13 protein-coding genes are annotated in these 12,166 nt (G+C 68.8%); 6 read left to right on the top strand and 7 right to left on the bottom strand.

Features of this window, described 5'->3' with window-relative positions; genetic code table 11:
• The first annotated feature begins 16 nt into the window (after nt 1–16).
• On the top strand, nt 17–685 hold the full coding sequence (locus tag ACFWBU_RS00850) for a TetR/AcrR family transcriptional regulator (protein ID WP_169621080.1): 669 nt from the start codon (nt 17–19) through the stop codon (nt 683–685).
• 13 nt (nt 686–698) lie between these two features.
• Nucleotides 699–1,316, top strand: a complete 618-nt coding sequence (locus ACFWBU_RS00845) for a YqgE/AlgH family protein (protein WP_206036880.1) — start codon at nt 699–701, stop codon at nt 1,314–1,316.
• A 7-nt stretch (nt 1,317–1,323) separates the two neighbouring features.
• Here ACFWBU_RS00845 and ACFWBU_RS00840 read toward each other — a convergent pair whose 3' ends face one another.
• Both ACFWBU_RS00840 and ACFWBU_RS00835 read right to left on the bottom strand, forming a co-directional pair.
• The gene (locus tag ACFWBU_RS00840; protein WP_378527246.1) at nt 1,324–2,331 is read right to left on the bottom strand and encodes a DUF1648 domain-containing protein; all 1,008 of its coding nucleotides are present in this window, start codon (nt 2,329–2,331) and stop codon (nt 1,324–1,326) included.
• 79 nt (nt 2,332–2,410) lie between these two features.
• Nucleotides 2,411–2,815: an SdpI family protein gene (locus ACFWBU_RS00835; protein ID WP_169620926.1), complete on the bottom strand. Its 405-nt coding sequence runs from the start codon at nt 2,813–2,815 to the stop codon at nt 2,411–2,413.
• 104 nt (nt 2,816–2,919) lie between these two features.
• Between ACFWBU_RS00835 and leuS the strand changes: the two genes are divergently transcribed.
• Nucleotides 2,920–5,802: a leucine--tRNA ligase gene (leuS, locus tag ACFWBU_RS00830; RefSeq protein ID WP_378527186.1), complete on the top strand. Its 2,883-nt coding sequence runs from the start codon at nt 2,920–2,922 to the stop codon at nt 5,800–5,802.
• A 62-nt stretch (nt 5,803–5,864) separates the two neighbouring features.
• On the opposite strand, the gene ACFWBU_RS00825 is transcribed toward leuS, so the two are convergent.
• From ACFWBU_RS00825 to ACFWBU_RS00815, 3 genes are all read right to left on the bottom strand, one after another.
• Nucleotides 5,865–6,539, bottom strand: a complete 675-nt coding sequence (locus ACFWBU_RS00825; protein WP_378527185.1) for an IF2 family translation initiation factor — start codon at nt 6,537–6,539, stop codon at nt 5,865–5,867.
• 88 nt (nt 6,540–6,627) lie between these two features.
• Complete coding sequence (locus ACFWBU_RS00820; RefSeq protein ID WP_378527183.1) at nt 6,628–7,191, bottom strand: CsbD family protein; 564 nt, start codon at nt 7,189–7,191, stop codon at nt 6,628–6,630.
• 100 nt (nt 7,192–7,291) lie between these two features.
• Nucleotides 7,292–8,116 (bottom strand): alpha/beta hydrolase, encoded by an 825-nt coding sequence (locus ACFWBU_RS00815; RefSeq protein WP_378527182.1) that lies wholly within the window; start codon nt 8,114–8,116, stop codon nt 7,292–7,294.
• Nucleotides 8,117–8,268: 152 nt separating this feature from the next.
• On the opposite strand from ACFWBU_RS00815, the gene ACFWBU_RS00810 reads away from it, so the two are divergent.
• Genes ACFWBU_RS00810 through ACFWBU_RS00800 form a run of 3 tightly spaced genes read left to right on the top strand, consistent with a single transcriptional unit; the run spans nt 8,269 to nt 10,748 of the window.
• Entirely contained in the window at nt 8,269–8,652 is a 384-nt protein-coding gene (locus ACFWBU_RS00810; RefSeq protein WP_169620931.1) for a nuclear transport factor 2 family protein, read from the top strand.
• Nucleotides 8,652–9,632: an alpha/beta fold hydrolase gene (locus ACFWBU_RS00805; RefSeq protein ID WP_169620932.1), complete on the top strand. Its 981-nt coding sequence runs from the start codon at nt 8,652–8,654 to the stop codon at nt 9,630–9,632. Before ACFWBU_RS00810 ends, ACFWBU_RS00805 begins: the two co-directional genes overlap by 1 nt.
• 36 nt (nt 9,633–9,668) lie before the next feature.
• Nucleotides 9,669–10,748 (top strand): DUF6777 domain-containing protein, encoded by a 1,080-nt coding sequence (locus ACFWBU_RS00800; protein WP_378527180.1) that lies wholly within the window; start codon nt 9,669–9,671, stop codon nt 10,746–10,748.
• A gap of 27 nt (nt 10,749–10,775) precedes the next feature.
• Here ACFWBU_RS00800 and ACFWBU_RS00795 read toward each other — a convergent pair whose 3' ends face one another.
• Together ACFWBU_RS00795 and ACFWBU_RS00790 are read right to left on the bottom strand one after the other, a co-directional pair.
• Nucleotides 10,776–11,447 carry an SDR family oxidoreductase gene (locus tag ACFWBU_RS00795; RefSeq protein WP_169620934.1) on the bottom strand — a complete coding sequence of 224 codons (672 nt, stop codon included), beginning with the start codon at nt 11,445–11,447 and terminating at the stop codon, nt 10,776–10,778.
• A 57-nt stretch (nt 11,448–11,504) separates the two neighbouring features.
• Nucleotides 11,505–12,155, bottom strand: coding sequence for a vancomycin high temperature exclusion protein (locus tag ACFWBU_RS00790; protein ID WP_378527177.1), 651 nt, complete (start codon nt 12,153–12,155; stop codon nt 11,505–11,507).
• Nucleotides 12,156–12,166 lie beyond the last annotated feature (11 nt).

Genomic DNA, 12,166 nt, shown 5'->3' with positions numbered 1-12,166 from the left:
GGCTCGTGCCCGCACGATGGCGGACATCGTGGCCATCGGCCGCGAGCATCTCGCCGCCGGTGGCGCCGAGGCCCTGTCGTTGCGGGCGGTCGCCCGCGATCTCGGGGTGGTCTCCTCGGCCGTCTACCGGTACGTCGCAAGCCGCGACGAACTCCTGACCCTGCTGGTGATCGATGCCTACGACGAACTCGGCGATGCCGTCGACGCAGCCGTCGATGCCGTGGATGCCGCCGACCACCGGGCACGCTTCTTCGCGTTGGGCCGGGCGGTGCGAGCCTGGGCGCGTGCCGAGCCGGCCCGGTACGGCCTGATCTTCGGTACCCCTGTGCCCGGCTATCACGCACCCGCCGAGCGGACCACCCAGCCGGGGACCCGCGTCGTTCTGACTCTGGTACGCATCCTGGTCGAGGCCCACCGGGCCGCGGCGCTGGACGAGGCGACGGAAGTCCCCACAACCGCCGGGCTCGTCGGTGATCTCGATCGCATCCGTGCCGAGATTTCCGCAGACCTGCCGGACGACGTTCTGGCGCGCGGTCTGTTCGTGTGGCCGGCGCTGTTCGGGGCGGTGAGTTTCGAAGTGTTCGGCCAGTACGGCACGGACACCTTCACGGACCCGGAGTCGTTGTTCGACCACCACCTCGCGTTGCTCGCGCGGACAGCCGGGTTCCGGCCGACATCGCGGTGACGCCGGTGACAGAATGTCTCTCGTGGCGCAGCACCAGGAGGAACCCGAGGACCGCACCGCACCTGTGACTCCGAAGGTGCGGCCCGGAAGTCTCCTCGTCTCCGCCACCGACCTCACCGAACCGACTTTCCGCCGCAGCGTCGTCTACGTCGTGGAGCACACCGACGCGGGCAGTTTCGGCGTCGTCCTCAACCGCATCAGCAATACCTCGGTCGACGCGATGCTGCCACGGTGGACGCGGCTCGCGGCGGCGCCGAAGGCGTTGTTCGTCGGCGGCCCGGTTCACCGGAGTTCGGCTTTGTGTCTGGGCACGGTCCCGGTCGGAATGTCCGTCGACGGTGTGCCCGGTATCCGACGGGTCGACGGGCGCGTCGTGATGATCGATCTCGATTCGGATCCGGCCGTCATCGCCCGGCACGTCGAAGCCGTGCGGATCTTTGCCGGGTACGCGGGATGGAGCGGGGGTCAACTCGACGGAGAGCTGCGCAACGACGACTGGATGGTGGTCTCCGCGCTTCCCTACGACATCTTCACTCCCGCGCACGTCGACCTCTGGGCACGGGTCCTGCGCCGTCAGCCGCTCCCGCTCGCGCTGCTCGCTACGCATCCGATCGAGATCGAGCGGAACTGACCGACCGTCAGGTGGACGGTTCCGTCAACCCGGTGGAGTCGCTGGATGCGGCGGCGCCGCGTCGATCCGCGAGGGTGTTGAGTGCCCCGGCGAGCTCATCGGCGCGTGCCGAGGTGACCGTGAAGACGTGGCCCGACGCCGTTGTCACCGCCACAGCCGGTCCGGTGGTGGTGACGAGGCCGTATCGGCCGCGCCCCTTCACCCGCAGACCCCAGCCGCCCCAGTCCTGGAAGGGCCGGGTCTCGGTGACCTCGGCCCCGACGATCTCGTCGAGGTCGTAGACCACCGCATCCGTCGCGAGGTTGCGCACCCGGATGCCCTTCTCGTCCACGATCACGGTGAAGCGCAGCAGGCTCACGGCGAGGACGGCGACCGGAACGACGACCGCCGTCGGCCACCAGCTGTCCGTGGCTGCGCACACGAGGACGGTGGGCACGAGGATCGAGCCCAGCAGGACGACGGTGGCACCGGCGCCGATACCGACTCGGTCCACCAGGGGTGATGATTCGACCGGTCCGCGGGGCAGATCGGGTGCGGGCGGCCGTGATGCGGGTGTGCGTTCGCGTCCGTCGCGGAGCAGGGCCGCACCGAGCCATCCGACGGCGACACCCGCGACCGTGCCGACCGCGATCGACCAGGTGGGAAATGCTGTCTGTGTCGCGTCCGCGACGTCGAGCTGGGCGCCGAGCACGGCGACGAATGTCGCGACCATCACCCCGGTGACCCCGAGACCGATGACGAGCATGTAGCGCCGCATCAGCAGCAACGACCGGGCGAGCGCCGCGATCGCACAGCAACCGCCCCCGACCATCGCAACGAGCAGCGCCATCGTCCACGCCGACGAGCCGACCGGTCCGAAGCCGTCCGGGCGCGATCCGGTCCAGTGCGTTGCCACCTCGGCCGGTAGCCGTGGCTCCCAGAGACGGGCGAGAACGACGATCGAGGCGGCGGCGAGTACCGGAACCACGATGCCGAAGACAACACCGACAGGATCGATCACGCGGGTCTGCGACACGGCCTCACTCTGCGACACGGCCTCACAGTAGAGCCTCGGAGCTTTTCCACGCTGCCGGCGAGGCCGGCGCCGGGATCTGTCAGGCGCTCGGCTCGCACGCCCCGCGCAGGCTGCACGCACCGCAGGACGAGCCGCATCCCTCGGATTCCGTGGGCTTCGTCGCCGCCGCGACCCGCGCACCGACCGCACCACCGGCACCGGCGGTGACGAGCGCCGCCCCGACGGTGACGACGATCGCGATGATCGCCGCGACGGTCGGCAGGGTCAGGCAGGCGATACCGCCCACGGCGAGTAGGACGGCAGCCCCGAGCATGCTGGGGGCGGCAACCTTGTTGGCCAGCGCGAACGTGGTGTCGTCGCGAAGAGAGTCGGGGGTGCGCACTCCGGCCCAGCGGTTACGCGGCAACTTCCCGGCCAGCGCTGCGACACCGACCGCTCCGACGACGAGAGCGAGCAGGAAGAGCAGAAGGGCGACGATCAGCACTCGGTCAGGATACGCGTCGGCGGAAGGCGCCGGTGAGGTCGGGTTCGGGCACGTTCTACCCTGGTAGGAGCCCACAAACGCCGGCCGAGTAGATAGCGATCACCGTGACCCGTCCCGATCAGACCTCCGCACAGCCGCACGCTGCCGCACAGCAGCAGTCGTCCGACGCCACCCCGAAGCATCGGTATACCGCCGAACTCGCGGGGCAGATCGAGCAGCGCTGGCAGGAGCTGTGGCGCGAGCGCGGCACCTTCCACGCCGCCAATCCCGTCGGCGCGCTCGCCGGCGATGTGCCGGCCGACAAGCTGTTCGTGCAGGACATGTTCCCCTATCCGTCGGGTGCGGGCCTGCACGTCGGCCACCCGCTCGGCTACATCGCGACGGACGTCTACGCGCGTTATCACCGCATGCAGGGCCGCAACGTGCTGCACACGCTCGGTTACGACGCCTTCGGGCTGCCGGCGGAGCAGTACGCCGTCCAGACGGGGACCCATCCCCGCACGACCACCCAGGCGAACATCGCCAACATGCAGCGCCAGCTCGGGCGCCTCGGACTCGGGCACGACGAGCGTCGCTCCATCGCGACCACGGACGTGGAGTTCTACCACTGGACGCAGTGGATCTTCCTCACCATCTACAACGCGTGGTACGACCGGTCGGCAGGGAAGGCCCGCCGGATCTCCGAACTCGAGGCGGAACTGGACGCGGGTGTCCGCTCCCTCGAGGACGGCCGTGACTGGTCGAACCTGTCGGATGCCGAGAAGCAGTCCGCTCTCGACGGCTACCGCCTCGTGTACCGCTCGGATTCGCTGGTCAACTGGTGCCCCGGCCTGGGCACGGTGCTCGCCAACGAGGAGGTCACCGCGGACGGCCGTTCCGAACGCGGGAACTTCCCGGTGTTCCGGAAGAACCTCCAGCAGTGGATGATGCGCATCACGGCGTACTCCGACCGGCTCATCGACGATCTCGAATACCTGGACTGGCCCGAGAAGGTCAAGTCGATGCAGCGCAACTGGATCGGGCGCAGCCACGGCGCACAGGTGAAGTTCGGTGTGGCCGGGCATGATTCGGATATCGAGGTCTTCACGACCCGGCCCGACACGCTGTTCGGTGCCACCTACGTCACTCTCGCACCCGAGCATCCGCTGGTCGACGAGATCGTCGCCGCATCCTGGCCGGAGGGTGTCGATGCCCGCTGGACCGGTGGCGCCGCGTCCCCAGGTGACGCCGTCGCCGCGTACCGCGCGTCGATCGCGGCCAAGTCCGATCTCGAGCGGCAGGAGAGCAAGGAGAAGACCGGCGTCTTCGTCGGCGCCTACGCGGTCAACCCCGTCAACGGGGAGAAGCTGCCGGTCTTCATCGCGGACTACGTCCTGACCGGGTACGGCACCGGAGCGATCATGGCGGTGCCGGGCCACGACCAGCGTGACTGGGAATTCGCGACCGCCTTCGGGCTGCCGATTCGCGAGGTCATCACCGGTGGCGACATCGCGGAGGCGGCATATACCGGCGACGGTGTGCTCGTGAACTCCGACTACCTCGACGGTCTGGCGGTGCCGGACGCGAAGAAGACGATCATCGCGAAGCTCGAGGAGTCCGGGGCGGGAGTCGGAACCGTCCAGTACAAGCTGCGCGACTGGCTCTTCGCGCGCCAGCGCTACTGGGGCGAACCGTTCCCCATCGTCTACGACGCACAGGGCGAGGCTCACGCGATCCCCGAATCCATGCTGCCCGTGGAGCTTCCGGAGGTCGAGGATTACGCTCCCGTCTCGTTCGATCCCGACGACGCCGACTCGGCCCCCTCGCCTCCGCTCGCGAAGGCCACGGACTGGGTGAACGTCGAACTCGACCTCGGCGACGGTCTGCAGCGCTACACCCGCGACACCAATGTGATGCCGCAGTGGGCAGGCAGCTCGTGGTACCAGCTGCGCTACATCGACCCGCTCAACAACGAGGAGTTCTGCGCCAAGGAGAACGAGCAGTACTGGACCGGGCCGCGCCCGGATCTGTACGGGCCGAACGATCCCGGCGGCGTCGATCTGTACGTGGGCGGCGTCGAGCACGCGGTGCTGCACCTGCTGTACGCGCGTTTCTGGCACAAGGTGCTGTTCGACCTCGGATACGTGACCTCGTCCGAGCCGTACCGGCGCTTGTTCAACCAGGGATACATCCAGGCGTACGCCTACACCGACGCGCGCGGTGTCTACGTCCCGGCCGAGGACGTCGTCGAACGCGACGGGAAGTTCTTCTGGACGGGTCCCGACGGCGAGCAGGAAGTCGCCCGCGAGTACGGAAAGATGGGCAAGTCGCTCAAGAACTCCGTTGCGCCCGACCAGATCTGCCACGACTACGGTGCCGACACGCTCCGCGTCTACGAGATGTCGATGGGCCCGCTGGACCAGTCGCGTCCGTGGGCGACCAAGGACGTCGTGGGTGCGTCCCGCTTCCTGCAGCGTGCCTGGCGACTGGTGGTCGACGAGGAGACCGGCGACGTTCGGGTCACGGACGAGACACCCGGCGACGAGACCCTGCGTGCGCTCAACAAGGCCGTTGCCGGGGTGACGGACGACTACGCACACCTGCGTGACAACACCGCGATCGCCAAGCTGATCGAGTACACCAACCACCTGACCAAGCAGTACCCGGCGGGTGCGCCGCGCAGTGCGGTCGAACCCCTCGTGCTCATGCTCGCTCCGGTGGCGCCGCACCTCGCCGAGGAACTGTGGTCCCGGCTCGGGCACACGGAATCGCTTGCGCACGGGCCCTTCCCGACCGCAGACGAGAAGTGGCTCGTCGAGGACTCCGTCGAGTACCCGATCCAGGTCAACGGGAAGGTGCGCAGTCGCATCACGGTGCCCGCCGATGCGAAGCCGGATGCGATCGAAGCCGCCGCGCTGGCGGACGAGAAGATCGTCGAGATGCTCGGCGGCGCCGCGCCCCGGAAAGTGATTGTCGTACCGGGCAAGATGGTCAACGTCGTGAAGTAGACGTGTTCACGTAGACATGTGCCCGGCAGCTCGCACGAGCTGCCGGGCACTGTCGGTTCCTGCTACTTGGACTGCCTCGAAGCCGAACGCCGCGAGGACTTCTCCGCGTCGGCGAGGTTGCCCACCTTCTTGGCGGCCTGCTCGGCCTTCTTCGACTCGAGTTTCTTGGCGACGGCATCCTCGAGCGCGATCTTGGCCGGTTCGGATGCCTGCTTCTCGGCCTCTCGAACGGCCGTCTGCTGCTTCCGCTTCGCCGCTTCGGCGGTTTGCTGCTGCTTCTCGGCCTGCTTCGTGGCCTGCGCGGTCTGCGCTGCCTTCTTCTGCGCGGCTTCCTGTGCGGCCTGCTTCTCGCGCTCGTCGCGCTGGGCTCGCGCCTGCTCCACGTCGCGTTCGCGTTTCCGTCGCGCCTCCTCGCGCTCGTCCGCCGCGCGTTCGTGCGCGCGCCGCAGTTCCTCGTCTGCAGCCCGCTTTTCGTCGGCCGCCTGCCGGTCGAGTTCTTCGGCGCGGATCACGGCCTGCGCGCGTTCGTTGGCCAGCGCCCCGCGTGTGGCGATGTCCTCGTCTCCCACCACACTGCCGACAATGCCGTCGAGCATACCGAGGCCGCGCTCGTACATCAGGCGCGGTGCCGCGTCGGACGGGAGGAACCGCAACTGCTGTTCGATCACGCCCAGAGGGAATCGGGCGATGCGATATTGCAGTCGCAGAACGCTTTTGGGTAAGGCGGTCAGATTCATGGGCACATCTCCAGTCTCCGGTTCTGTGGGCCGTACGAAGTCGGGGTCTCGTCGAACACGGTTCGCGGGGTCGCCGCTGACGCCCGCGTCAGCGGTCGTGCTCGTCCAGCGCGTGTTCGAGAGCCTCGGCCCGGCGGCGTTCCTGTTCCGCCTCGAGGCGTGCGCGCTCGGCGTCGGTGACGGCTTCTCCGTGTTCCGCGTGGGCGTCGCCCACGTCTGCGGCAACGTCGGCCGCTTCCGCGTTCTCCCGAGCCCGGGCACGCTGTTCGGCGAGGGCCGCGTCGCGCGTCGCCTGCGCGTGCTCGCGCGCCACCTGCTCTTGCTGCTCGCGTTCGGCCTCGTACTTGCGCAGCTCGGCTTCCTGGTGCGCACGGGTCTCCGTGGCGTCCGCTCGGCGTTCCGCCGCCGCACGTTCCTGGCGGCCGGCCTCGTGCACAGCGTCGAGATGGTCGGTGGCCTGCTTCGCTTCGGCGTCCGCCAGCTGTGCGGACGTGTCCGCCTCCTTGCGCTTGCGAGCCTCCTCCTGCTCGAGGCGGCCTTCGGCGGTCAGGGAGTCGTTGCGGGTGAGTGCACCGGCTACTTCCTTGAACTTGCCGACCACGGATTTCCTCAACCCTTCACGGGCTTTGTGCGATGCATCCTCTTCGGCCACGGGAACTCCTTCCGATGGGTCCACGAGAAAGTGGCTTTCGGCGGGATAACCGCGAATGGCACGCTTCAATCCTGAACCGACCGGAGAATTCCGGGTGTCGTCACCCGCCCGTGCGGCCTTCCCGCAGGTGGCTGCGCACGAAATCGAGCACGTCACCGAGAACCTCGTCCCGGTTGGTCTCGTTGAAGATCTCGTGTCGCGCGCCGGGGTACACCTTCGACGACGACGTGCTGCCGGCGAAGGTGGACCAGCCGCTCGCGGTTCCGTCGAGCGGCACGAGGCGGTCGTCTTCTCCGTGCAGCCACAGCACGGGCACGGTCTCGACCGGGCCGGCCGCCGTGACGAGGTCCAGACACGCCTTCAGGGCTTGCACGGTGACCCGCTGGAACGGTCCGTGCCACACGAGAGGGTCGTCGATGTACGCGCGTCCCACCTCCGGATCGCGCGAGAGTGTGTCGGGATCGATAGGGGTGTCAGGGATCTCGTCGGCCGCCAGCAGCGTATCGACGACCGGCCACGTACCGAGAACCGGCCCGGAGAGAACGACGGCGGCGAGTTCGTCTCCGAATCGCTGCGCGTACCGTGCGGCGATCATGCCGCCCATCGAGTGTCCGATCAGGGCGACGGGAAGCCCCGGGTGGTCGCGCCGGGCGGTGAGATCGAGGCGGCGGAAATCGTCCACCACGAGCTCGAAATCGGGCACGAAGACGCGCTCGCCGTCGCTGAGTCCGTGACCGGCATGGTCGACGGCGTACACCGCGGCGCCGTCGTCGACGAGTCGCGCGGCCACATGGTCGTAGCGGCCGGCGTGTTCCCCGTAGCCGTGGCACAACAACGCGATGTATCGGGGCGTCGCCGTCTCCCATTGCCTGGCCGCGAGCGTGCCGGCGTGTCCGTCGAGGGTGAAGGCGAGGGTCTCGGGCATCGTGCTCCTGGCGTCGCGGGTCGAACCGTCGGTGGTGGGGTAAGCATGGCACGACTGTGGCCCAGGGCTGTGTGATCACAGCCTGGTCGGAATGCGCGTCGTGCTCTAGCCTCCAACGTGGAACACGTTCCAGAAATCGAGAGGGCTCACCCATGGCACCCACCCGTGACGCGATCCGCGCCACCGTCGAGAACTATGTCCGGTCGGTCGCGAAGGGAACGGTCGACGATGTGCTTGCGCTCTACGCGCCCGGCGCCACGGTCGAAGACCCGATCGGTACGCCCGTGCGCACCACCGAGGCCGAACTCCGCGAGTTCTACGGTGTGATCGAGCCGATGACGCAGACGGGCGAAGTACTCGAACTCAAGATCGCCGAGAACAACGCGGCGTTCCTCTTCCGGCTCGTCACCCACCTCGGCGAGCAGGATCTGGTCATGGAGGTCGTCGACGTCATGACGTTCGACGACGAGGCGCGAATCTCGAGCATGAAGGCGTACTGGAGCCAGGAGGACATGAAGACCGTTCCGGCGTCCTGATGGCGTCCCGCACCGTCGACGTCGACGGTTTCACGTGGAACATCGACGACAGCGGCGACGGCCCCGCCGTCGTCCTGTGCCACGGCTTCCCGGGTCTGGGCTACAGCTTCCGGCACCAGAGTGCCGCGCTTGCCGGAGCCGGATATCGGGCGATTGCGCCCGATATGCCGGGGTACGGCGGCACCGATCGTCCGGCCACCGTCGAGCAGTACACAGCCGTCGCGACCTCCGACCGTCTCGTCGGACTGCTCGACGCTCTCGGGATCGCCCGCGCGGTGTTCGTCGGCCACGACTTCGGTGCGCCCGCCGCGTGGACCACGGCGCTGCGTCATCCTTCTCGCGTCGCCGGTCTGGTCCTGCTGGCCGTGCCGTACGCGCCGGACAGGCTCCGTGCCCGTCCGACGGAGTTGTACCGCAAGATGGCACGACAGCATTTTCTGCACCTGCACTATTTCCAGGAGCCCGGCGTCGCGGAAGCCGAACTCGATCCGCGGGCGCGAGAATTCCTGCAGCGGCTGTTCTTCGCTCTTTCCGGTGAGTACCGGTACCTCGACGTGTGGAATCACCCGTCCGAGGGGAACGGCTATCTCGACGTGCTCCCGCAGGCACCTGCCCTTCCGTGGGCGTGGCTCTCGGAGGAGGAACTCGACACGTACGCCGCGGTATTCGACCGCACCGGCTTCGGCGGCGGACTGTGCTGGTACCGGGCGTACGACGCGAACTGGCTCGCCTCGGCTCCTTACGAGGGCGCCGAGATCACGGTGCCGACGCTCTTCGTCGCGGGCGACCGGGATCCGGTCGTCACGATGTCCGGTCCTGGAGCGCTCGAGCGGATGAGCGCCGCTGTGCCCGACTTGCGGGGCATTCATCTTCTCCCCGGAGCCGGACATTTCGTGCAGATGGAACGGAAGGCGGAGGTGGACGCTCTGCTCCTCCGCTTCGTGTCCGACGTCGTCTCGCCCGCGGGAAGTGCCGAATAGCCATATCTCCGTACGCCATCGCCCTAACATGGCGACGTGGCCACCGACACAGTGCGTGGATTCGGGCTGGTGCTCGCGCTCACCGCGACGCTTGTGGCGGGCGCGTGCACATCGGGCGGTTCGGAGGAACCCCCGACCGTGCGACTCCAGGTGGCGACGTCGCAAGGCGAATATCCGTGGACCGGCCGACTGCTCCCGGCGCAAGCGCCCGTGGCCGTACCCCCGCCCGCACGCGATGTCGTCGAGACGGCCGGCGACCCGGTGGCGGCGGACGGCGCGACGCCCGCGGTGTCGGGTGACCGGGCCGCTCTCTACGGTGGGAGCCTCGAACGAGATCTGTGTGACCGGAATGCACTGGTAGACACGCTCGAAGGTGACCGCTCCAAGGCAGACGCGTGGCGGGACGTCCTCGAAGTCCCCGACATCCGGGGGTATATCGCCAAGCTCACCCCGGTGCTGCTCCGCGCCGATACGCGCGTCACCCTCCACGAGTACGAGGACGGCGTGGCACGACCCGTCCAGTCCGTACTCGAGACGGGGACGATCGTGCTCGTCGACAACCGCGGAGTCCCCAAGGTCCGATGTGCCCGCGGAAATCCCCTGTCGTCGCCGGTGCTGACAGAAGGTGCCGAGCTCGAGGGCCGAAGCTGGTCCGGCCTGAATCCCGAACGGCTGTTCGTCGTTCAACCGGCGGCCCAGCCCATCGAGGAGTTCCGGGTCGTCGACATCATGACCGGTGGCCTCCTGCCGGTCCGGATCGGAGAAGGCAAGCAGGCGCCCGCGCCCCCTCCGCCACCGGAGGTCGCGCCGACGGAACCCGAACCGTCTCCGTCGCCCGAGCAGCGTGCACAGGAGCAGCGACCGCAGCCCGCGCCGGCACCCGAACCCGCACCGCCCCCGGTGGCACCGCCGCCCGCCCGGCCCCCGGTGTTCGTGCCGCCTCCGCCGCCGCCGGCGCCCGCCCCACCGCCGGCACCCGAGCCGGCTCCACAGCCACCGCCGGCGCCTGCTCCGGCTCCGCCTCGTGCGCCGGCCCCGCCACCTCCGCCGCCGCCCCCTCAGATCCAGATTCCGATTCCCGTCGGACCTCCGGTCGTCATTCCGCTGCCCTTCTGAGTCCTGCGGCTCCGGGGCGCACCCGCGTCACCAGGGACGCAGAACGATCTCCGTGGGCTGCGCGTCGCGCGGGGTCTCGATCGCCTGCCGCACCGCCCGGGCCACCGTGCTCGGCTTCAAGAACTGCTCCGGGTCGTACTCGCGACCTTCGGTGGCGATGATCGCCCTTTGCATGTCGGTGTCGATCCGGCCGGGGTGGACCGAGGTGACGCGCAGCGACGGCTCCTCGAGCCGCAGCGCGTCGCCGAACGCGCGGAGCGCGAATTTGCTCGCCGCATACGCACCCCAGCCCGCATTCGCGCGGAGACCCGCTCCCGAATTGATGAGCACCACATGCCCGTTCGCTGCACGCAACGCAGGGAGCAGCAACCGGGTGAGCTCGACGACGGCGACGACATTGCTTTCGAACGTCTCGCGCCACTGACCGGCGTTCCCGTCGGCGATCGTTCCGAGTTCCGCGATTCCGGCGTTGTGTACAAGAACGTCGAGGTGCTCGATGCTCCCCGTGGATCGTGCAACGGCATCGTGGTCGAGGAGATCGACCGGCCACGCGGTGGCGGCCGGAAGTTCGGTGAGCACGGCGTCGAGGGAACCGCGACTGCGCCCACCGACCAGGAGATCGTGTGTGGGGGCGAGTTCACGGGCGATCGCGGCACCGAGGCCGCGGCCTCCGCCGGTGATGAGAGCTGTTGGACGCATGGGTCCACACTATGAGCCGCGCGGAGGGCATGGCGATCGCGGCAGGACACCGCTTGCTCAGCGCACCGCCAGGATGTCGGCGAGCCGGCCGTCGCGCGGCGTCGACACCACCGGGTCACGGGGGAACCGCAACTCCAGGAATGCCTTCGGTCGCGAGAGCAGATGCTCGCGGAGAAGATTCCGGACGCGGGTACGGGTTCGTACGTCCCCGCTCGCCCGGACACCCGTGATGTCGATGCCCGCCCGGCGGCACAGCGCGACGGCGCGGGGCAGATGAAACGACTGCGTCACGATCAGCGCGTGCCGGACTCCGTAGGTCTCCACCGCCCGGCGAGCGGTGTCGTAGGTGTCGAGGCCGTACGGATCGGTGACGATATGCTCGCGGTCGACGCCGTGCGCAACGAGGTACCCCACCATTGCCGCGATCTCGTCGCCTGACGTACCCGCCGCGTCGCCCGACACCAGCACCGCCCGCACCCGGCCGCTGCGGACCAACTCGACGGCCGCGTCGAGCCGTCCTCGCAGGTACGTCATCGGCGCACCCGCACGCACCCGGGCGCCGGGCACGATCACCACGGGCGCAGGGGGTGCTTCGGCGATGTCCACCATCCGGCCCTGCGCCTGCGCGCTCACCTGTGACGACACCCAGGCGAACGCGGACATACCGCCCGCGACGGCGACGGCAAGAGCAATCGGACATTTCGGCATGGCCTCCACCG

The organism is Rhodococcus sp. NPDC060084, from assembly GCF_042730335.1.
In the GTDB taxonomy this organism is placed as follows: domain Bacteria; phylum Actinomycetota; class Actinomycetes; order Mycobacteriales; family Mycobacteriaceae; genus Rhodococcus.
Note: the sequence above shows the minus strand (reverse complement) of the source record. Positions and strands in the feature narration are given on the sequence as shown.

Coding starts and splice junctions, on each gene's coding strand:
- ACFWBU_RS00850 (WP_169621080.1), top strand. CDS start 17: ATGGCGGACATCGTGGCCATCGGCCGCGAGCATCTCGCCGCCGGTGGC.
- ACFWBU_RS00845 (WP_206036880.1), top strand. CDS start 699: ATGTCTCTCGTGGCGCAGCACCAGGAGGAACCCGAGGACCGCACCGCA.
- ACFWBU_RS00825 (WP_378527185.1), bottom strand. CDS start 6,539: ATGAATCTGACCGCCTTACCCAAAAGCGTTCTGCGACTGCAATATCGC.
- ACFWBU_RS00815 (WP_378527182.1), bottom strand. CDS start 8,116: ATGCCCGAGACCCTCGCCTTCACCCTCGACGGACACGCCGGCACGCTC.
- ACFWBU_RS00810 (WP_169620931.1), top strand. CDS start 8,269: ATGGCACCCACCCGTGACGCGATCCGCGCCACCGTCGAGAACTATGTC.
- ACFWBU_RS00805 (WP_169620932.1), top strand. CDS start 8,652: ATGGCGTCCCGCACCGTCGACGTCGACGGTTTCACGTGGAACATCGAC.
- ACFWBU_RS00795 (WP_169620934.1), bottom strand. CDS start 11,447: ATGCGTCCAACAGCTCTCATCACCGGCGGAGGCCGCGGCCTCGGTGCC.
- ACFWBU_RS00790 (WP_378527177.1), bottom strand. CDS start 12,155: ATGCCGAAATGTCCGATTGCTCTTGCCGTCGCCGTCGCGGGCGGTATG.